18 protein-coding genes are annotated in these 18,806 nt (G+C 60.6%); 8 read left to right on the top strand and 10 right to left on the bottom strand.

The genetic code is table 11. From position 1 onward, the window contains the following. Positions 1-8: 8 nt before the first annotated feature. Both HMPREF2875_RS05090 and HMPREF2875_RS05085 read right to left on the bottom strand, forming a co-directional pair. Entirely contained in the window at positions 9-857 is an 849-nt protein-coding gene (locus tag HMPREF2875_RS05090) for a PrsW family intramembrane metalloprotease (RefSeq protein WP_070670900.1), read from the bottom strand. Next, positions 854-1,348, bottom strand: a complete 495-nt coding sequence (locus tag HMPREF2875_RS05085; RefSeq protein ID WP_070670954.1) for a hypothetical protein — start codon at positions 1,346-1,348, stop codon at positions 854-856. The genes HMPREF2875_RS05090 and HMPREF2875_RS05085 overlap by 4 nt, the downstream gene beginning before the upstream one ends. A gap of 42 nt (positions 1,349-1,390) precedes the next feature. On the opposite strand from HMPREF2875_RS05085, the gene HMPREF2875_RS05080 reads away from it, so the two are divergent. Continuing rightward, the gene (locus tag HMPREF2875_RS05080; protein WP_070670899.1) at positions 1,391-3,307 is read left to right on the top strand and encodes a M13 family metallopeptidase; all 1,917 of its coding nucleotides are present in this window, start codon (positions 1,391-1,393) and stop codon (positions 3,305-3,307) included. Positions 3,308-3,321: 14 nt separating this feature from the next. After that, positions 3,322-4,176, top strand: a complete 855-nt coding sequence (locus tag HMPREF2875_RS05075; RefSeq protein WP_070670897.1) for an alpha/beta hydrolase — start codon at positions 3,322-3,324, stop codon at positions 4,174-4,176. A 17-nt stretch (positions 4,177-4,193) separates the two neighbouring features. Here HMPREF2875_RS05075 and HMPREF2875_RS05070 read toward each other — a convergent pair whose 3' ends face one another. The 5 genes from HMPREF2875_RS05070 to HMPREF2875_RS05050 form a co-directional block, all read right to left on the bottom strand. Then, positions 4,194-7,538, bottom strand: coding sequence for an arabinosyltransferase domain-containing protein (locus tag HMPREF2875_RS05070; protein ID WP_070670895.1), 3,345 nt, complete (start codon positions 7,536-7,538; stop codon positions 4,194-4,196). Positions 7,539-7,582: 44 nt separating this feature from the next. Next, positions 7,583-9,526 carry a galactan 5-O-arabinofuranosyltransferase gene (locus HMPREF2875_RS05065; protein WP_070670893.1) on the bottom strand — a complete coding sequence of 648 codons (1,944 nt, stop codon included), beginning with the start codon at positions 9,524-9,526 and terminating at the stop codon, positions 7,583-7,585. Positions 9,527-9,564: 38 nt separating this feature from the next. Continuing rightward, positions 9,565-10,323 (bottom strand): decaprenylphospho-beta-D-erythro-pentofuranosid-2-ulose 2-reductase, encoded by a 759-nt coding sequence (locus tag HMPREF2875_RS05060; RefSeq protein WP_070670890.1) that lies wholly within the window; start codon positions 10,321-10,323, stop codon positions 9,565-9,567. 14 nt (positions 10,324-10,337) lie between these two features. Then, positions 10,338-11,753, bottom strand: a complete 1,416-nt coding sequence (locus tag HMPREF2875_RS05055; RefSeq protein WP_070670887.1) for a decaprenylphosphoryl-beta-D-ribose oxidase — start codon at positions 11,751-11,753, stop codon at positions 10,338-10,340. Between the two features lie 170 nt (positions 11,754-11,923). Beyond that, positions 11,924-12,202, bottom strand: a complete 279-nt coding sequence (locus HMPREF2875_RS05050) for a hypothetical protein (protein ID WP_070670886.1) — start codon at positions 12,200-12,202, stop codon at positions 11,924-11,926. A gap of 36 nt (positions 12,203-12,238) precedes the next feature. Here HMPREF2875_RS05050 and HMPREF2875_RS05045 point away from each other — a divergent pair, with 36 nt between their 5' ends. From HMPREF2875_RS05045 to HMPREF2875_RS05030, 4 genes are read left to right on the top strand one after another with little or no spacing between them, the layout of a single operon-like run. Next, complete coding sequence (locus HMPREF2875_RS05045) at positions 12,239-12,661, top strand: hypothetical protein (protein WP_070670884.1); 423 nt, start codon at positions 12,239-12,241, stop codon at positions 12,659-12,661. A 20-nt stretch (positions 12,662-12,681) separates the two neighbouring features. Beyond that, entirely contained in the window at positions 12,682-13,557 is an 876-nt protein-coding gene (locus HMPREF2875_RS05040) for a plasmid pRiA4b ORF-3 family protein (protein WP_070670882.1), read from the top strand. 44 nt (positions 13,558-13,601) lie between these two features. Beyond that, the gene (locus HMPREF2875_RS05035; protein WP_070670952.1) at positions 13,602-13,991 is read left to right on the top strand and encodes a GtrA family protein; all 390 of its coding nucleotides are present in this window, start codon (positions 13,602-13,604) and stop codon (positions 13,989-13,991) included. Positions 13,992-14,001: 10 nt separating this feature from the next. Then, complete coding sequence (locus HMPREF2875_RS05030; RefSeq protein WP_070670880.1) at positions 14,002-14,460, top strand: GtrA family protein; 459 nt, start codon at positions 14,002-14,004, stop codon at positions 14,458-14,460. 9 nt (positions 14,461-14,469) lie between these two features. Here the strand turns inward: HMPREF2875_RS05030 and HMPREF2875_RS05025 are convergent, their stop codons facing one another. Further along, positions 14,470-15,384: a galactofuranosyltransferase GlfT1 gene (locus HMPREF2875_RS05025; RefSeq protein ID WP_210388152.1), complete on the bottom strand. Its 915-nt coding sequence runs from the start codon at positions 15,382-15,384 to the stop codon at positions 14,470-14,472. Between the two features lie 33 nt (positions 15,385-15,417). On the opposite strand from HMPREF2875_RS05025, the gene HMPREF2875_RS05020 reads away from it, so the two are divergent. Next, complete coding sequence (locus HMPREF2875_RS05020; protein ID WP_070670878.1) at positions 15,418-16,011, top strand: GNAT family N-acetyltransferase; 594 nt, start codon at positions 15,418-15,420, stop codon at positions 16,009-16,011. 68 nt (positions 16,012-16,079) lie between these two features. Next, entirely contained in the window at positions 16,080-16,970 is an 891-nt protein-coding gene (locus HMPREF2875_RS05015) for a Fic family protein (RefSeq protein ID WP_070670876.1), read from the top strand. On the opposite strand, the gene HMPREF2875_RS05010 is transcribed toward HMPREF2875_RS05015, so the two are convergent. Both HMPREF2875_RS05010 and HMPREF2875_RS05005 read right to left on the bottom strand, forming a co-directional pair. Next, positions 16,967-17,764 carry a galactan export ABC transporter ATP-binding subunit Wzt/RfbE gene (locus tag HMPREF2875_RS05010; protein ID WP_070670874.1) on the bottom strand — a complete coding sequence of 266 codons (798 nt, stop codon included), beginning with the start codon at positions 17,762-17,764 and terminating at the stop codon, positions 16,967-16,969. The two genes, HMPREF2875_RS05015 and HMPREF2875_RS05010, sit on opposite strands and share 4 nt — an antisense overlap. Before the next feature lie 12 nt (positions 17,765-17,776). Continuing rightward, complete coding sequence (locus HMPREF2875_RS05005) at positions 17,777-18,628, bottom strand: galactan export ABC transporter permease subunit Wzm/RfbD (RefSeq protein WP_052319621.1); 852 nt, start codon at positions 18,626-18,628, stop codon at positions 17,777-17,779. Between the last annotated feature and the right edge of the window lie 178 nt (positions 18,629-18,806).

Genomic DNA, 18,806 nt, shown 5'->3' with positions numbered 1-18,806 from the left:
AGACTCACCTATGCCCCGCGCAGGCTGGCTGCGCCAGGTGAGTGTGAATAGGTGTCATCGTTCTTGGCCAGGCGGTGGGCGCGGATGCCCAGGTAGATGACCGTCGGGTACATGATGAGCGCCACGAGGACATACTGCGTAATCAGCTGCCAGGTCTCATCCCACATGTAGTTCCACGCAAAGTGGAGGCAGAAGGAGAAAAACAGTGCGCCCACGCCGATGCCGAGGCGCCACCACCAGGGCTTATGTGCCGCGTAAATGGCCCAGCCGATGCCAAAACCAGCGATGGCTGTAAAGCACATGTGCAGGCACGGACCGGCCACAAGGCGCAGGCCCCACATTTGGAACATGCCTATCCAGTCCGAGGTGGGGTGCATCAGCGCGCCCATGGCGGAGTACAGGCTGTTTTCCAGGACTTCGAAGCTCCAGCCCACGAGTGCGCCGACGATGAAGCCGTGCCACGGCCGGTTGAGCTGGCGAAAGCTGAGGAGGACGAAGACCACGCCAAGGGCCTTGGCAAATTCCTCCGGATAGGCGCCACCCCAGGACATCATGGATTCCTCCCAGCCCAGACCCACGGAGAGGTCGGTCAGTGGGGTCGCTGACAGCAGCGCCAAGGTCACGGCAGCACCGGCGCCCCAGAGTACGCTTGCCGATGCCCACCCTTTCCCCGGCCGTGCCCACATCGGACTGCGACTCCACAGGAACAGGCCCAGCGCCAAGAAGGCGACGCCGATGATGAGACTTACGAGGCCTGGCAGCGGAGCCACGAAGAAAATGCCGAGCAGGTTAAACAGGGAAATAGGTAGGCACAGACCAATGATGATCCACAGGGTGATTCGGAAAATCTTGCTCATCGGAAAGCCTCCATAAACTGCTGGGCAAGGTCGGTCGGGTCACCATCGGAGAACACGATTTGATAATTGAGATCGCCTTTGGCCACGCTGAAGGCGAAGACCGGAATGAAGCCATCTTTTTCAAGGGTAAGAATGCCCCCGACATCTTTCACGTCCTCTTCCCGCGGCATGCCTTCGAAATTGGTTGCGCGCACTGCGCGGCGCAGGGCGAGTTCATCGTCCTCGACGCCTTCGGTGACATAGGCCTCGACCAAGGTATCGCCGCAGTCCCAGGCTTGGTTGGCCATGGAATCATGGTTCACGCTGCATTTCAGACCGTCGATGGGCTGGCGCCAGTCAGGGTCATCGAGCACCACCTCTTCCATCTCAGGTTCGCGCTCGGGCAAGGCCAAGCTCAGTACAGCGGGCGAACCAAGGACAAGGAGGGTTGCCCCGAGCACGGCGAAGAAAGGTCCCGTCATCTTCGCCGGCGGAAAACGATAAGAAGTCATGCGCACCACACTAACGTGTGCTTCTGACATAGAGTGGCGTGCATGAAGGATCTGTACCAATTTGTTAACGGCCCGTGGGTTGAAGCCCACGTCATCCCAGATGACCGCGGAGTAGACGGAACATTCCACGCACTACGCGATGAAGCCGAAGAGCTTGTCCATGACATCGTCAAGGAGGATTCTGGCCGCCCAGGAACCCTCTACGCCTCCCATATGGACACGGAGGGAGTCAATGCTGCGGGTACCGATACTCTGGCAGCTGACCTAGACAAGCTAGTCGCCGCTGACCCGGAGGAGCTTGCCCACAACCTCGGTGTGCTCGAGCGCGAAGGTGTGGGCGCGCCGGTGACGTTCTGGGTCGAAAAGGACTCCAATTCTGAAGATGCGGTGGCCTACATCATCCAGTCCGGCCTCGGCCTGCCCGATGAGGCCTATTACCGCGAAGAGGCCCACGCTGAGGTCCTTGCCGCCTATGAAAAGCACATGGCCGCCATGCTGGGTTTCCTCGACCCGGCTCGCCTGTTTGGCCTCGGTGCAGAAACCGCAGCGACCCGTATCGTGGCCCTAGAAAAGGAGCTTGCGGCCGGCCACTGGGACGTGGTGGCCTCGCGCGATGCGGTGAAGACGTATAACCCGGTGGACGTCGCCAAGCTGCCCAGCATCACCCGCGCCATCCTGAAGGGTGGGGGACTGCCGGAGCACCGCGCGGTGGCCATGATGCCTTCTTATTTTGAGCACCTTGAGGGCCTGTTCACCGCTGGCCGCATGGCGGATTGGCAGCTGTGGGCGACCTGGCACATCCTGCTATCGCGTGCGCCCTACCTCACCGAGGAGATTGGCCGTAAGAACTTCGAGTTCTACGGCACCGCGCTCTCGGGCGCCACGGAGCAGCGCGATCGCTGGAAGCGCGCCGTGGGCCTGGCGGAAAACATGGTGGGCCAGGAGATTGGCAAGGTCTTCGTGGACAAGCACTTCCCGCCGTCCTCCAAATCCGAGATGGATGAGCTGGTGGATTACCTCACCGCTGCCTACCGCGAGCGCATCTCTCAGTTGGAGTGGATGACCCCGGCCACTCGCGAGCGCGCGCTGGAGAAGCTCTCCCAGTTCAAGGCCAAGATCGGCTACCCGGACACGTGGCGTGATTATTCCGACTTGGAGTTTTCCCCCAAGGGCGCGGACCTGGTGGCCAATGTCCGCGCGGGTAGCGCCTGGAACCACGATTATGAGCTAGCCAAGATTGGCAAGCCGGCGGACCGTGATGAGTGGTTCTCCACCCCGCAAACCGTCAACGCCTTCTACAACCCGGTGGTCAATGACATCACCTTCCCGGCTGCTATCCTGCGCCCGCCCTTTTACAACCCAGAGGCAGACGCCGCGGAGAATTTTGGCGCCATCGGTGCGGTCATTGGCCACGAGATTGGCCACGGCTTCGACGACCAAGGCTCGCAGTACGACGGCCAAGGCAACCTCAACTCTTGGTGGACCGAGGAGGACCGCGCCGCCTTTGAGAAGCTCACCGCCAAGCTCGTGGACCAGTATCAGGGCAAGGTGCCGAAGGTACTGGAAGGGACTGACTCTGCCGGCGTGAACGGCAGCTTCACCTTGGGCGAGAACATCGGTGACCTGGGTGGACTGGGTATCGCCGTGGTGGCGTACAAGAACTACTGCGCCGATAAGGGCCTCGATATCAATGGCCAGCTCGCGCCGTTCGAAGCGGAGGGCGCCGAGCCGGAGCTGGCGCAGCAGGAGTACACCGGCCTGCAGCGTTTCTTCCTGGCCTGGGCGCGCGTATGGCGCACCGCTATTCGCCCGGAGATGGCCGCCCAGTACCTCGCCATCGATCCGCATTCCCCGGCGGAGTTCCGCTGCAACATCATCGCGGAGAACATCGATGAGTTCTACCAGGCCTTCGACGTCGAAGGCGGCATCGCACCGGAGGAGCGCGTCACCATCTGGTAGTACCCTGGGGTTCCATGAGTGAGTGGACCATCGGCGGTACTGACCGCCAGCTAACGCCGGAACAACAACTGGAACAGCTCTCCTCCTACATGGAGGTGCACTACCCGCTGCCGGATTTCCGCCCGCCGTGGGCCGGTGGCGGGTCGCCGGAGGCCGATCGCTACTGTGCGCTGCTGCCCGATCGCATAGTGCAGGCCTCCATGATGGTCTTAGGCTCTGCGGTCGATCACTCCCTGCCCGGTACCGCCTTTACGGAAGGCGTCAGAGTCCAGGAGGCTGAGGTCGGAGCGATCTTTGAACCGTCAGAAGCTGACGGTGGCCGCTGGGCCGTATCGCTGCACTCAGGCGGCTGGTGGCGCGGAGACGGCAAGGCACTGGAGATGCAGTGGCGTCCCGAGGTCGCCGCGGCAGCGCAGCTATCCGGAACCACCATCATTGACGTCGATTACCCGCTCGCGCCTGAGCACACCGTGGCGGACATGGTTGAGTCCGTTCAGGCGGCCGTCGATTATGCCCGCGCGCACGGTGCAGAACACGTCACGGTGTGGGGCTATTCCTCCGGTGGTGCACTAGCGGCGCTCGTGCCTGCCGACGCCCTCCTGCTCACCTTCCCCGACTTCGGCGCGCTGGAAAAGCTACCGGAGGAGATCCGTGGCGACTACAGCCTCGACGAGGAGGCACTGGCCGCCCACTATCCGCGCATCCTTGTCCAGACCGCGCTGCAGGACGAGATTGCCGCGCGCGTCAATATCCCCGGAGCGCAGACCGCCGAGTACGTGTCGATGCACCGAATTTCCACCCCCACGGTGGCCCGTCAGCGCATTAAAGAAACGGCGGACTTTCTCAAGTCCGCCGCCTCAACTTCTTAGCTAGGGCTGTCTAGCTTTTACTGTTCCCACTCAGGGCGAATCTTCATCTCCGAGTTCTTCCACAGCCCGGAGCGCTGGATGACCTCGTGGTTGATATCCGCCTCGATGGGGGCGTCACCCTGGGAGTTCGTGCGCAGCTCGTACTTCTCAATGGAGCCCCAATCGCGCGCCCAATCGTTGTTGAGGTAGCTCGGGATCTCGTAGGAGTAGTTCACTGCCTCCGCCGTGGCCATGGCGCCACCGCCGGAGAAGGACTGGAAGTCCGTGAGGGAGTTCTGTGCGGCGGCGTCGGGAAGAATGCGGAACTGCGGAATCTCCGTCACGCCGGCATAGTGGTCAAAGGTGCGCTGGCACGGGAACTGCAAGGCTACCGACCAGTCCAGCAGGGCCGGGGTGCCGGAATCGAACTGCGAGCTAATCGTGGCCAGCTCCGGAACGCGCGGCGGGGTAAAGGCCATCCAATCGTCCTCATCTGTGGAGTCATCGACTGCTACGAGGCGCACCACGTTGGCCTCCTCCGGCAAATCCTGGAGGGCGATGCGGAGGTTACGCCACTTCGGCGTCGCGCCGACGTCGGAAAGCTCGGCTTCACCCGTGTTCGTGACCTTGCCGTTCTTGAGGGTGCCGTACTCCAAGGTGAGTTCGGTACCTTCTTGCTCCACGCCGTTGACGTCGTGGTGGTAAATCTTGCCAGCGGCAGACACCGCCAGGACCGGGGTGTTCTCGGACTCTTCCGGCAGGTTGTACCACTGCGTCGTGATGGTGGCGGAGGAGCGCTGAGACTCAGAATAGGAACCCATGACCGGGACCTTGGTGTAATCCAGGTTGAAGGGCAGGTGCATCTCCGAACCGTTGACGCCCAAGGTGCCGCGCACACCACCCGCGGAGGAGTCAGTAACTTCGGCGGCCTTCTCCTCGTTCTCCGTGGTCTCAGTGAGCTCTTTCTGCTCGTTGGACGAGGCCGAAGAATCACCGGTGGTGTTTGCAATGGCGCCTACCGACGCCGAGTTGAGGTTCTCCGGCTCGATATCCTCCTTGATCATGTTGGGGCCGAAACCGTAGTTGTCTTCCTTCTTGTTCACGAGCGAGTTCTTGAACTCGCCCTCGACTGGGCTGAGGAAGGCATCGTTGGTGTTGGTCTCCACCAGGGTGGAATCTGCCAAGGAGCACACATTACCGCGCAGAGACGCGAGGTTGCCCTTGCCCACTGAGTAGGAATCCGCCTGGGCCACGTAGCCCTTGGCAAAAGAGGCACAAGAGAAGGCCACGATGAGGATGCAAGCAGCGGCAATGGGAGCGGACATGGCGCCGGCCCAGCGCGAGACCTTGGCAGCGGAAGCCTTCTCAAACTCCTCGAGGGTGCCGTTGGCCTCGGCCTTGTTCTTGCGGTAATCGTGAACCAGCGACTGGTAGAGGCCAATAGCCAGCACCACCATGCCGATGGCCAGTACCACCGTGTTGGCCTCGATAGCCTTGAATTGCACGGTACGGTCCCACCACGGGATGCCGAAGGAGGAGACGTACCACCAGGCGTTCCAGCCGCCCAGGGAGATCGCCATGAGGAAAATTACCGCGGCGATAGAGAAGGTGCGAGCGCGCGGCGAGCGCATGGCGATCTGGGAAAGAACCACGGAGCCAAGTGCGGCAATAACACCGGCGATGCCTGCATAAATGCCGAAGTGGTGTGTCCACTTCGTCGGGGTAAACATGAGGAAGAATGCCGACAGCGCCATGATGGCGAGCAGGCGCTGGGTAGGACCGACCTCCGCACCAACCACGCGGTGGTTCTTGATGAAGGCGTAAATAATGAGCGCCAAGCAGAAGAGCATGGTGAACATGGCAAAGCGGCGCGTGAGCGAGCCGTCCACGGAAGGTTCAAAGAGCGTGGAATAGCGTACGAACTCCGAGTACCACGGCAGCGAGGGGCCGACCTGGGAGCGCACGCGCGTGGACTCGAGAACCGAGGCCAAAGTTTGATCACCAAAGGCCGCCACCATGACAGCGGTGCCGCTGGCGAGGAACGGGGCGATGAGGGCCAGCCATCCTACCTGCTGTGTGCGCTCGCCCATGATGCGGAAGAGCGCGGGCAGGCACACTAGGAAGATGCCGACTGCCGTGAGGCCCGTTGGGCCCGCGGCCAGGGTAATGGACGCAACGATGGTACCCACAGCTGCCGGCAGGAGGCGGCGGGTGGAAATGGCACGCTCAAAGGAAGCCCACGTCACCATAACGCCCAGCGCCACGATGGGCTCAGGACGGATGCCGTTGTTGTACGGCAGCCAGAAGGCCAGGAACATGAACGCGGCGGTCCAGTGCGCCAAGCGCCTGTCGTTAACGCGGCCGCCAAAGCGTGGCAGCATCTCACGCGAAAGGATGAACCAAATGATCAGCGCCGAAACGAGGGAGGGCAGGCGCACGATAATGGAGGCGCTGGAGAGCTGGGAAAGCCACGCCACGAGGTCATAGTAGGGCGCGCCAAACGGCGCCTCAGGAACGCCGTACCAGCGGTAATAGTTCGCCATATACGTCGCGTGATCCGAGACACGGCCCATGGTGAGGATGAAGCCATCGTCAGAGGTATTGGAACCGAAGATGTACCACCAACCGAGGATGGCGGCCACGACGCCATCCAGCGGGCGGATCTGCTTCCACGTCTCCGGCATGAAACCAAAGCGCTTGCCATCGAGGCGGTCAATGCGCCACAGACACACCAGGCTGACCACGACCATTGCCAAGCCCAGCCACATGGCGATGAGCTTGATTACGGTGGGTGAGGACGTGAATCGGGAGTTAACCTCCACGTGGATGTGCAGGTCGTTTCCAAGTTCCTGGAGGTTGCCCGGAGTGTCATCAATTTCGGTGTAGACGCCGGTGACCTGCGGACGCATGTCCTCGTCAGAGGTGGTTGTGTGCTTGCCCACGGTGACGGTGGTGCCGTCCTCTGTGGCATTGATGCTGAGGGTGGCGTCGTCAGGCAGCTTCGCCACCTGCTCAGGGGTAAGTGAGAACAGCACCTCGTCGAGGCTGGTGACGGAAAGCCCATCCTCGCCGGCGCGGACGAACATGCCGCGGTTGGAGGCCTTCTTCGACTCTGGCGGAATGGTGCCGTAGAGCAGGTCTTGGCCTTCGCGGAGCTTATCGACGGCCGCCAGGGGGATCTCTGCCTCAATCTCCTCTGGCGCCACAGAGATGAGTGGTGCGTTGATGGACTGCAGGGAGTTCTGCTGAGGCCAATCGAAGGAGGACTGGGTCTGGTTCACCGGCAGCAGCGGCGTGGCCACAAAGCACAGAAAGCCGATGAGACCGGCGATGATGGCGGTGAGCCGCAACGACTGCGGGGCTGAGGTTTTCCTATCTGACACGGCGATCAGTGTACGTCACTGCCTCGCCGTATTGAGAAATGCTGTTATGTACGCGCCGCCACAACGAAGGGGCCAATTTGGGTTAATTCCCAACCCTTTTCAAAAACCTCGGGGTTGAAGAACACCGCACGGTAGCGCACGTTGGGTTGGTTCGGGTAGATATCCTCCGCCAAGTGCGTCTTGTATCCGTCCCCGGGTTCTTCCACATCACCGCGGAAGATGAGGACATCGGGTGCGCGCCAGGGCGAGGAATCGAGAGACGCCGCAAACTCATCGGGCGTCTGCTCCCAGGATCCCTTCGCCCAATCCTCAATCTGCAGGTTACGGGTGGTGAACTCACCGAGCGGGTTGGCGTAGTGGCTGGTGAAGGCGTTGAACCCGTAGTAAGGGTTGTAGGCCATGAAGAGTTTTTCGTCGGTGAGTACGACGGTGTCGTTAGCCTCGTAGCCCTGAGCGTCGATGAACTCTCGAATCTTGCCATAGTTAGCAGCGGAATCGCTGGTGTAGCGATCCGCGCGCTCGCCGTAACCATCCGTGTCGGTATAGGCATGATCGAGGGCTGATTCGTTGGTGGCAGGGATCTGCTGGGCATAGTAGACACCGCCCATGCCCAAGATAATGGCGAAGGCTACCGTGACTCGCTTGCTCGTGGTACCGATCATGTGTGCTGGGTAGAGGCTAGGCAGCCCCATCAACCGGACATCCGCGAGCGCGAGGATGCCGGCAGTGGTGAAGAGAAGTACCACGACGATTTCGAGGCGGAAGCCCAACAACGTGTGACCAGCCAGGGTCATGACCATGGAGGCCACAGTCCACAGGTAAGTACCTACGAGTGCGGTGCTCAGTGAACGCAGGTCCGGCTCATCGATGCGCAAAACCAAATACACCAGTCCAATAAGGCTGAGCATGCCGATGACCGATAGTGAGAGGAAAGGCGCAGGAATCTGGGTCCCTTCCTCCGGAAGGTAGTGCTGCGCGGCGGATTCCAAAGGACTGGTGGCCTGCAGGACACCAAGGATATAGGGAGTCCAGGCGATGGCCGCTACGGCCAAGGAACCGACGGCGATGGCGGCGAGATGCACGAGGGGAGTCCAGGTTCGCTCTGATACACAGATGACGAGGGCGATGAGGGTGACGATAGTCAGCGACACCGCGCCGGTGTACAGCGTGTAGAAGCACGCGGAGATACCCAGGTAGAGGGCAATAGCGAGCGTTGCGAACCAGGATCCGTCGAAAGCACGGGAACACAGGAGGGCGACCGCAGGCACGCCCATGGCGATGACCGCGGAATAAGGCTCCTCGGCACCCAGAGTGAGTGTCACCGCGGTAGTGGTCAGCGCGATAGCGGTGGCCACGGGTAGGGAACTGACCAAACGCTGCCACAGGGGAACAAGGATGCATCCGGCTACTGCCAGCGAGATGAGTCCCCACGGCTGGTAGACCTCCCAGCCAGGCATATTGAGAAGATTTGCCAGACGGCCGCCCATCCAGAACCAGCCCAAGGGATAGAACGTGGGCAGCCCCTCGTAGTTCATGTCCGCATAGGAGCTGGCCTCGGCGGCACGGGTCAGGAACTGGGTGCGGAAGACTTGGTCCACCTGGACGCCATCGAGCCACAGACGCGATGCCGAGAGCGGCAGGCCGATGGTGGCGAGGGTCAGCAGGGCAGGCGAGATGTAGCACAGCGCAATCGTGAGCCACGAGCGCCAGCGCGGGCGCTGGGTGCCATTGTGCTCGTCAAAGAGCCACCACACGCACAGCGCGCTGACGAGTCCGACGGTCAGCACCGTTCCCGTCGTGCTGAGAGCACGAGTGACCATGGAGGTGCTAAACGCGGGCAAAGAGACCGTCTTGAACGCAAAAAAGCCAAGGAGCGTGATGAGGCCGCCGCCAAGAGCGGCGGCGGCGATACCCACAAGGCTGGCGCGACGCGAAAGACGGTCAGCGTCATATTCCATGGCGGGGGACATGGCAGGGGACTCAGTCATGCTTTAAGTCTCCCACACGCCACGGGCTTAGCGGAACTTTAGAACGGCAGCTTTCGGAAGATTGCCTGCGGGATGAACTTGAAGCCCAAAGACACGTACTCGAAGAGCGGGTGTACGTAGATGGACTGCTTGCCATCCAACACAGCCTTGACGGTGGCCTTGGCCACGTCAGAGACGTTAACGGTCAGCGGTGCTTCGCCAGCTTCGGCGGACATCTTCGTACGCACCTGGCCCGGGCGGACCACGAGCACCTTGGCGCCGGAGCCGCGCAGGGCCTCGCCCAGGTTGATGAAGAAGCCATCGACGCCGGCCTTGGAGGCACCGTAGACAAAGTTGGAGCGGCGCACGCGCATACCTGCGACGGAAGACAGTGCCACGATGGTGCCGTGACCCTGCTCCTTGAACTTCTGCCCCAACAGCACACCGAGGGAGACCGGTGCGGTGTAGTTGGTCTGCGCAGACGCCACGGCCTTGGCCTGGTCCTGCCACAGTTCTTCCTGGTCACCGAGGGTACCGAAGGCGATGATGGCGACGTCCACATCGCCACGCTCAAACGCGCGCTTGACGACGTCCCCGTGGCCCTCGAAATCAGTCGCGTCAAAGTCGATGACCTCGACGTCGCCACCGCGGGACTCGATGGTTGCGCGGGCATCCGCGATACGCGGTGAGTCGGCACGAGCCGCCAGAGTGACCTTGGCCGGGCCGCGCTCGAGGAATTCCTCGACGATGCCCAAGCCGATTTCGGAGGTTCCGCCGAGAAGGAGGATGTGTTGTGCTTGGCCTACTGCATTCAGCATGAGGTGGTTCCTTTCTAGTGCAGCTCGAGGCGGCGGGACATATCGGAGGCAAAGACGCCGGTCGGGTCAATCTCGTTGCGGGTCTTGAGCCAGCCTTCCATGCCTGGGTACATCTTATGGAACTTCTCCGCCGAGGTGCGGGACTCCTTGGCCAAGTAGAGGCGGCCGCCAAACTCCATGACGCGGTCATCCAGATCGTCGAGGAAAGCACCCAGGCCCGGCTTGATGGGGAAGTCCACGCAGACGTTCCAGCCCGGCATCGGGTAAGACAGCGGAGCCTTGTTACCCGGGCCGAAAAGCTTAAACACGTTCAGGGCAGAGTAGTGACCGGACTTCTGCATGTCGCGGATGATGTCCTTGAAGGGCTCGACGGCGTCGGTCGGCACCACAAACTGGTACTGCAGGAAGCCGTTGGATCCGTAGCCACGGTTCCACTCGCCGATGAGATCCAGCGGCTGGTAGAACTGCGTGAGGTTCTTGACCTGGTTACGCGCCGGGGACCCCATGAGGTAGTACGCCTCACCGATGGCCATGAGGGATAGCTTGTTCATGGTGAAGTTCGGGAAGATATCCGGAACGGTCATCAGCTGCGGGGCGTTGAACTTCAGCGGATCCTTCGCCAGCTTCGGGGCGAGCTCTTCCAGCTGTGCCAGCGTGGCCAGGGAACCACGGGAAATGGTGGAGCGGCCCAGCTTCGGCTCTGGGGAGATGACGTCGAACCACGCGGAGGAATACGTGTAGTTGTGCTCCGAACCATCGGAGTGGAAGGCCACGGTCTCATCAAGATTGCTCGTGCGGTCGGTATCCGCGATGAAGTAGGCGGTCTCCGTCTTGGTCATCTTGATCTTGGCGCGCAGGATGATGCCGGTCAGGCCCATGCCACCGACGGTGGCCCAGAAGAGCTCGCCTGCCGGATCCTCATCCGAGCCTTCCGGGGTCAGATGCAGGACGCGGCCATCGGCAACGAGCAGCTCCATGGAGACGACGTGGTTGCCGAAGGAACCTGCAGAGTGGTGGTTCTTGCCGTGGATGTCCGGGCCAATTGCACCGCCGATGGTGACCTGGCGGGTACCGGGAAGAACAGGAACCCACAGGCCGTAGGGAAGGGCAGCCTTCATGAGCTGGTCCAGGGTGACGCCGCCGTCAACGTCAACGATGCCCGACTCCGGATCGATGGAGTGGATGTTGTTGAGGGCCTGCATGTTGATGACGAGGCCACCGCCGTTCTGGGCGGGGTCACCGTAGGAGCGGCCCATGCCGCGGGCGATGACACCGCGGCGCAGGTGGGATGGTTTATCGGCGTTGTCCTCAGCAACCTGGGCAACGGCGGTCTTGATGACGTCCACATCCGGCGTGGACAAGACATGAGCGGTCGACGGCGCAGTGCGGCCCCAACCGTACAGGGACTTCTCAGTAGTATGCAGTTCCATCTCTTCTTCTTTTGACTCGATGTGATGGGTCGATTCTCCACACTACATAGCAACAGAGGCATATGGCGTGAGGGAAAACGTGAGATTAGGTACACATACAAAACTAACCGGACAGGCGTACTGTCCGGTTGTGTCTGCTTTAGTGCGGGTTAAGGGTCAAAAGTACGGCCTTAGTACAGATCCATGATGTCTTGGATCTCCTTTGGCAGTTCCTTTTGGCTCGTAATCTCCGGTCCCTCATACTCGCGGAGGATCTCGTATACTCGCGTCCGCGAGGCAGAATCGAGGATTGGCAGCTCTTCGGCGATGAGCCTGGTCATGAAACCGTCGAGAGGCAATGCGGTGTGCTCGGTGGCCAGAAAGTGGCCGTGGCGCTTATCGTCCTCAGCGCGGTCGTCGTGAGCCGCGCGCTGCGCCGGGGTGAGGTGCTCTTTCTTGGAGGAGTACATGCACGGTAGCCTACCGTCCGCCTAAAGTGGGGCGGTATGACTTCACCCAAGACCGATAATTATGCGCTGGATGACACCTTGCCCGGCCGTATCACCCAGGCCGTAGCCGTCGGCATCATGACGGCGTTCCCCGACTGGATCAAGAATAAGGCCGCCCTGGTCTGCGCCTACGTGTTGTCTTTCCTCGGATTCGGTGCGCTCGTAGCCTACGTCAACGCGGAGAGCCACGAGGACCAGCCGGAGCCGGAGACTCCCGACGTCCCCGTGTGGGCCATCCCAGTTGCCTTCGGCATTCTGGTGCTTGGCGGCTGGCTTTCCATCAAGACTCAGCAGAGCCTCGTGGGCTTCATTCGCCGCCGCGGAGTGTCCAAGCCATGGACTGTGTGGGGCGCCATCGGTGCTGCGCTCGTCTTCGTTCTGAGCGAGCTGGAGGCGCGCGAGAACGCCGCCCGCAACTAAAAATGCGTATGGTGGGGCCCATGAGCTCAAAGGTCACAGATCTGGCGCAGGTCCGCGCCGATCGTGGCGACGCCGCTCGCACCCTGCTCTGCCAGGTCTCCAACGTCCGCGCCGATGCCGAAGTGCACCGGCAGATTGGTTTCTCTGACGCGTTAACGCTCACCGAGCTTCACCACATCCTCGAAGTGTGCTTCGGCCTTCCGGAAGAAGATTCACCGTGGCACTTCTTCGAGCACCACGACGCCCGCGGCGAGCGCATTGATCCACATCACGCCGTGCGCGAATTTCTCCGCCGCGAAGGCGAGCAGATGGATTATGCCTGGGGGCTGTGGGACTTCGAGATTGTTGTGGTCGAGACCTACCCGCGCGATGGCGGCACCCCTGAGGCGCTCTGCGTGGGCGGCTCTGGTTCTTTCCACACGCCGTTTGATCTCACCGCTGTTAACGCAGAGCTCACAGGCCAAGAAACCATCGACGAGGTCCTCGAACTTGTCGTCGCCCCTGTTCGCGCGCTCATTGAACGCACCCGGCTCTACGACTTCGTCCCGCTCCTCCAAGCGCTAGACCTGCATCGCGACATAGCCGTCGATGCCCCCACACTTAGCCAATTGCGCACGTTGCCACGTGAGGTCACCAACGAGGGCAAGGACGCCTTCTGGTCTATGGCTCTGGCGCTGTCCTGTATGGGCGGCCGTGAGCTGACGGATTCCGTTGTGGAAACGTCGATGGCGGCGCTGGGCTGGGTCGATGATAATGGCGAGGAGCTTCGCGGCCCTGAGATCCGTGACTTGTGCTCTGCATCCCTTGACGTCTTGGCGTCCTTAGGAGCCTATGGCGTTAATGCCGCCGCGCCGGTGGATCGCTTGGACATTTACCGTGCCCTGGTACGCGGGTAGAGTATTCCGCCGTGACTAAACCAACCTCGACTGGTGACTCCACTCTGAAGACGCAGCTTTTCCGCTTCGTCTCCGTCGGTGTCTTCACCGCAGCCATTGATTATGGCCTCACCTTATTCCTTACTTATCTCGGCCTGCACCGTTCGCTTGCCAAGGCCATCGGCTGGGTCTTTGGTACCATCGCAGCCTACGTGGCTAATGCTCGGTGGACCTTTGGCGCACAGGTTTCCGGCCGTACCGCCGGTGCAGTGGGCATGCTCTATCTATCCACCTTCGCGGTGCAGAACTTCCTCTACTGGGTGCTCAACGCTCCTCTTATTAGCGTGGGCTTTGAGGGTGCCCTCAAAGACACCATTGCTTTCGTCATCGCGCAGGGCGTGGCAACGGTGACCAACTTCGCTATTCAGCGCGTATTCATTTTCAAGGGCAAGTAAACTCCCTGCTATGCCCACTCGCGCCGAACGCCTCTCCCAGTCGAATTCCCTGCATGCGCAGGGCGCGAAGTTCGCTATCACGGGAGCAATCGCCGCGGTTATCGACGTCTCCATTACCTGGCTCTTCCAAATCGGCTTGGACTTGTTTGGCGATGTGGTGTCTCGCACCATCGGTTTTTCCGTCGGCACCCTCGTGGCGTACTTGCTTAATCGGCGGTGGACCTTCAATGCGAACGCGTCGAAGCGTCGCTTTGCGGCTGTCATCGCTACCTACGCCATGACCTATGCGATCAATATTCTTCTGTATCGCTGGGCATTCCCCTTCTTTGACCACACGCTGGACTGGCCTTCCTCGTGGGCGCTTGCCGTGGCTTTCGTCATTGCGCAGGGAACGGCGACAATTATCAACTTCCTTGTGCAGCGCTGGGTCATTTTCCGCAGCACGCGGAAATCCTTTGAAGTGGACTAAAGCGGGGTTTTAGGGGCGGCGGAAGTCTTCCTTGCGGCCACGGTTGTGCAGGCGCAGCCACTCCATAAAGCCCTTGACATCATGCTGCTGGACAAGGAAGAACCAGCCAAAGCGCGCGAACTCCTGTGGCAGGAGCTTGCGCATTCCGCGCTGCCACAGCAGGTAGCCGCGGTTGCGGTAGGTGAAGAAACGCTTGAACTCGCCTTCCGGGTACTGCGTGTGCATTTTTCCGCCGAGGATAGGCTTGAACTCATCGGAACCGTCTGGGTGTAAGTAGCTCGTGGTCAGGGCGGTGCCGAAGTTTAATCCCGAGTTGACTAGGCGGCGGTGATATTCCACTTCATCGCCGCGGATGAACAGGCGGTAGTCCGGAACGCCGATGATTTCCATAGCCTCAGCAGAGATCAGCGCGCCGTTAAAGAGTGAAGCAATGCCTGGAAGGAAGTCACCTTCCAGTTCGCTCATATAGCGCCGCCACACCAGTCCCTGGCGCAACGGGAAAGCCAGCTTGGCGGGTTCGTCGATGTTGCATACAGCAGGGGAGACCTCGTGCAGGCTGTTTTCTTCCGCGACGCGGTAGAGCTCCTCCAGCACGTGATGATTGGCGGGGCGGCCGTCGTCATCCGCGCACCACACCGCGTCCGCGCCGAGGGCCAGTGCAGTCAGAAAGCCCAGCGCAAAGCCGCCCGCACCGCCCAGATTGGTCTCCGAAGGTACGTAGACGGCGCGCTCGCCCGCCAGTTCGTGGAGCAGATCCTCTACTGCCTGCTCCGCGCCATTATCTACCACGATGACCCACTGCACCGGGTGCGTTTGGTTCACCACCTGCTCAAGCGAGGCGCGCAGCAGTTCTACGCGCTGGTGGGTGACGATCACAGCGGCCGTCGTTCCGGCCCGAGACAGGGTGGCAGTCATGCGTTCCATTGTGCCACCCACAGTGCTCAGTAGGATGTTGCCATGACCGTGAGAAGCGTTGAAGTTATGTGGGCTCCGTTCAAACTGACGGTGCAGGTAGGCAAGCTGACGCTGCGGATTCTGCGCGATAGCGATATCGCCGCCATTCACGGCGTTACCGCCGCCGAGATTTTTGGTGAGCCGCTTCCGGAGTACACGTTCCCGTGGTTGAAGGAGAAGCCGGATCCGAGCTTTCGGTGGGCACACCGCGCGCAGATGTCCCCGGAAGAATGGTCACTGGACTTCGGTGTCCACCTCGATGGTGAGGTCATTGGTTCGGTGGATCTTCGGGCTCAGAATTTCCCCGACAACCATGAGGTTGAAACCGGGTCGTGGATCTACCACCGCCTTCAGGGACGCGGCATTGGTACGCAGATCCGCCACGCCGTTGCGGTCTTTTGCTTTGAGTATTTGGGCGCGAGCCAGTTGTGCTCCGAGTGGGAGCCAGGAAACGAAGCTTCCCAGGCTGTATCGCGCAAGCTGGGCTACACGATCAACGGCAACAAAGCAGTGTTGCGCAAAGAGGATTATCAGCCGGGGCCGGACGTGACTGTCAGTGGCATGACCGAGGAGCTGGGTGAGTTGCTTGGGGCCTAGGAAGAGAAAGTATCCGTGAAAATGTCTAGGATTTCATGACTTTTCACGAAAACCTGTAGAATAGCTACATGCTGAACGCGCGGACCACCTCGAAAATTGATGCTCTTCTTCAACAGTATGCCGAGTTGCGGGACGAAAACCCCGAGGTCATCGCAGAGATTGCGCGCGCAGAAGTGGCGGAGTCAGTGTATAACTCAAACGCCATTGAGAATTCGACGCTCACCTTGGAAGACACAGAGGATATTCTGGCGGGTTTCACCCATAAAGGGCATGAACTGCGGGAAATCTATGAGGCTAAGAACCTGGCTGAGGTGACTGAGGAACTTATTCGGGGCGTCGGCAAGCTCGATGCGGACCTTATTGTGAGACTGCATGGCATGCTATTGCGTGGCATCAATGACGACTGGGCGGGGCGCTTTCGTCGAAGGGGGGAGTGGGTTCGCGTGGGCGCTCATATGGGAGCCAACCCTGAATACGTGGACCGGCTGGTGGGCACAGCCATTGCCGAATACTACGAGGACACTAGCTTCTTTGTTGACCGCATCGCGCGGTTTCATGCGGAATTTGAGACCATCCATCCTTTTTCAGACGGTAATGGGCGCATCGGGCGTGTCATCATTAACCAGCAGCTCATGGAGCTCGGTGCGCCGCCCATCATTATCCCGAACAAAGGAAAAGAACGCCACTACTACCCAGTGTTCCGTGGCTACCCGGTGAGTGGGGACTTTTCTGCATTGAGCACACTCATCGCTCGTCAACTCATCGAGTCACTGCACAAACGTATGACGCTCATGACCGCGCACACAGTGATTCGCTTGTCAGAGTGGGCAAAGGCGAATGGAGTTTCCGGCTCTGCAGCCGCAAATAAGGCGGCGAGGGGAACGATTCCTGCTTTTCGCCAGCGCGGGACGTGGATGATTGACGCGCACTATGGCAGTGACACCAGAGGCCGTGGCTAGGTGTTCTCCTCGTTATCGAAACGCTTGCGCAGATCCCGCACGTACTGGCCAACCTCAGGGCCTTCGTACTCGCCCACGACGTCGGAGACCTCGCCCACGGAGCGAATCTGACCGTGGTCGATCCATAGGGCGGTATCGCACAGCTGGGCCAAGAAGTCATTGGAGTGGGAAGCGAAGACCAGGATGCCGGAGCGCTTCACCAGATCCTGGAGGCGCACGCGGGCCTTGGCCATGAAGGCGGCATCGACGGCGCCGATGCCTTCGTCGAGAAGCAGGATCTCCGGCTCAATGGAGGTCACCACGCCTAGGGCCAGGCGCACGCGCATACCGGTGGAGTAGGTGCGCAGCGGCATGGAGAGGTAATCGCCCAGCTCAGAGAACTCGGCAATCTCATCCATCTTGGCCTTCATCTGCTTGATGGTCTGGCCCAAGAAGAGGCCGCGGATGATGATGTTGTCGTAGCCGGAGACCTCCGGGTCCATGCCCACGCCCAAGTCGAAGACGGGAGCCACGCGCCCGCGCACATCGGCCGCGCCGCGAGTCGGCTCATAGATGCCGGAGAGAAGGCGCAGCAAGGTCGTCTTACCAGCGCCGTTGTGGCCAACGAGCCCCACGCGGTCACCTTCACGCAGGTGAAGGTTTATGTCCTTGAGTGCTTCCACCATGACCACGTTCTGGTCATTTTTACCAATGGAGCCACCAGCGGTGGAGAGCATCGCCTTCTTCAGCGAACGGGACTTGGCATCAAAGATGGGAAAGTCCACGCAAGCGTTATACGTGTCAATGGAAACCATGGACAATCCTTTCTAGACCCAGTAGGAGACGCGGAAGCGCCATTGACGCATGGCCAAACCGGCGATGAGCAGGCCGACGACGGTGCAGCCAATGACGATAAACCAGTGATAGGCCGGCACATGCACACCGATGAGCGGGCCGCGGACAATCTCCATGTAGTGATACAGCGGGTTGAGCTCCGCAATACGCGCACGGCTCGCCACGGCTTCGCCCTGTTCTTTGAGCGTGCTCGTCATCCACACGATCGGCGTGACGTAAAAGAGCAGCTGTGTCAGTGCCTCCAGCAGCGGGGCGACGTCACGGAAACGAGTGGCGATGATGCCGAAGAACATGGCGACCCACACGCCGTTGACCAGCAGGAGTGCAAAGGCTGGGATACACAGGAAGAACTCCCAGCCCAGGCTGCGCGGGAAGATAATGATGAGCAGCAACCAAATGATGAGGTTGTGGCCCAAGAAGAGGGTCTGCCGCCAGACCAGGCGGTAGACGTGCACCGACAGTGGTGCGGGCAGCTGCTTAATCAGACCCTCGTTTTCAATGAAGACGGTGGCGCCTTCCTTGATGGCACCCGAGATGAAGTTCCACATGATCAGGCCCACGGTCACGTGGGGCAGGAATTCTGCAACCGGGATCTGGAAGAGCATGGAGTACAGCAGGCCCAGGGCCGCGGCCATGACACCGGTGGCGATGGTAATCCAGAACGGGCCTAGCACCGAGCGGCGGTAGCGCTGCTTGATGTCTTGGATGCCCAGCTTGAACCACAGCTCGCGCTGGCGGGCTCCTTGCAACAGGTCGGCGAAGGCCGCCGACATGGTCATAGACCGCGAAGCCGGCTCTTCGCCGGGTGCAGGCGGAGTGGTCATGCGGGCGACGTCGTCACGCAGGTTTTTCTTGTCTTGCACGCCCTTCACACTAGCGCGCGCTTATGCCAAACAGCTACACACACGCCCGCCACCTGCGAAAACATCGGCGAGCTGGGAAAATCTCGGGTTAGGAAAGATTTACGTGGGGAGTATAGAGTAGGGAGTCGATCGGACGATA

Origin of the sequence: Corynebacterium sp. HMSC078H07, assembly GCF_001812805.1 — a bacterium.
Classification (GTDB): domain Bacteria; phylum Actinomycetota; class Actinomycetes; order Mycobacteriales; family Mycobacteriaceae; genus Corynebacterium.
This window is presented reverse-complemented; position numbering and strand designations above follow the sequence as displayed.

What these genes read in the sequence shown, in the direction of transcription:
- HMPREF2875_RS05090 (WP_070670900.1), bottom strand. Translation starts at nt 857, where the DNA reads ATGAGCAAGATTTTCCGAATCACCCTGTGGATCATCATTGGTCTGTGC.
- HMPREF2875_RS05085 (WP_070670954.1), bottom strand. Translation starts at nt 1,348, where the DNA reads ATGACTTCTTATCGTTTTCCGCCGGCGAAGATGACGGGACCTTTCTTC.
- HMPREF2875_RS05080 (WP_070670899.1), top strand. Translation starts at nt 1,391, where the DNA reads ATGAAGGATCTGTACCAATTTGTTAACGGCCCGTGGGTTGAAGCCCAC.
- HMPREF2875_RS05075 (WP_070670897.1), top strand. Translation starts at nt 3,322, where the DNA reads ATGAGTGAGTGGACCATCGGCGGTACTGACCGCCAGCTAACGCCGGAA.
- HMPREF2875_RS05065 (WP_070670893.1), bottom strand. Translation starts at nt 9,526, where the DNA reads ATGACTGAGTCCCCTGCCATGTCCCCCGCCATGGAATATGACGCTGAC.
- HMPREF2875_RS05060 (WP_070670890.1), bottom strand. Translation starts at nt 10,323, where the DNA reads ATGCTGAATGCAGTAGGCCAAGCACAACACATCCTCCTTCTCGGCGGA.
- HMPREF2875_RS05055 (WP_070670887.1), bottom strand. Translation starts at nt 11,753, where the DNA reads ATGGAACTGCATACTACTGAGAAGTCCCTGTACGGTTGGGGCCGCACT.
- HMPREF2875_RS05050 (WP_070670886.1), bottom strand. Translation starts at nt 12,202, where the DNA reads ATGTACTCCTCCAAGAAAGAGCACCTCACCCCGGCGCAGCGCGCGGCT.
- HMPREF2875_RS05045 (WP_070670884.1), top strand. Translation starts at nt 12,239, where the DNA reads ATGACTTCACCCAAGACCGATAATTATGCGCTGGATGACACCTTGCCC.
- HMPREF2875_RS05040 (WP_070670882.1), top strand. Translation starts at nt 12,682, where the DNA reads ATGAGCTCAAAGGTCACAGATCTGGCGCAGGTCCGCGCCGATCGTGGC.
- HMPREF2875_RS05030 (WP_070670880.1), top strand. Translation starts at nt 14,002, where the DNA reads ATGCCCACTCGCGCCGAACGCCTCTCCCAGTCGAATTCCCTGCATGCG.
- HMPREF2875_RS05025 (WP_210388152.1), bottom strand. Translation starts at nt 15,384, where the DNA reads ATGGAACGCATGACTGCCACCCTGTCTCGGGCCGGAACGACGGCCGCT.
- HMPREF2875_RS05020 (WP_070670878.1), top strand. Translation starts at nt 15,418, where the DNA reads ATGACCGTGAGAAGCGTTGAAGTTATGTGGGCTCCGTTCAAACTGACG.
- HMPREF2875_RS05015 (WP_070670876.1), top strand. Translation starts at nt 16,080, where the DNA reads ATGCTGAACGCGCGGACCACCTCGAAAATTGATGCTCTTCTTCAACAG.
- HMPREF2875_RS05010 (WP_070670874.1), bottom strand. Translation starts at nt 17,764, where the DNA reads ATGGTTTCCATTGACACGTATAACGCTTGCGTGGACTTTCCCATCTTT.
- HMPREF2875_RS05005 (WP_052319621.1), bottom strand. Translation starts at nt 18,628, where the DNA reads ATGACCACTCCGCCTGCACCCGGCGAAGAGCCGGCTTCGCGGTCTATG.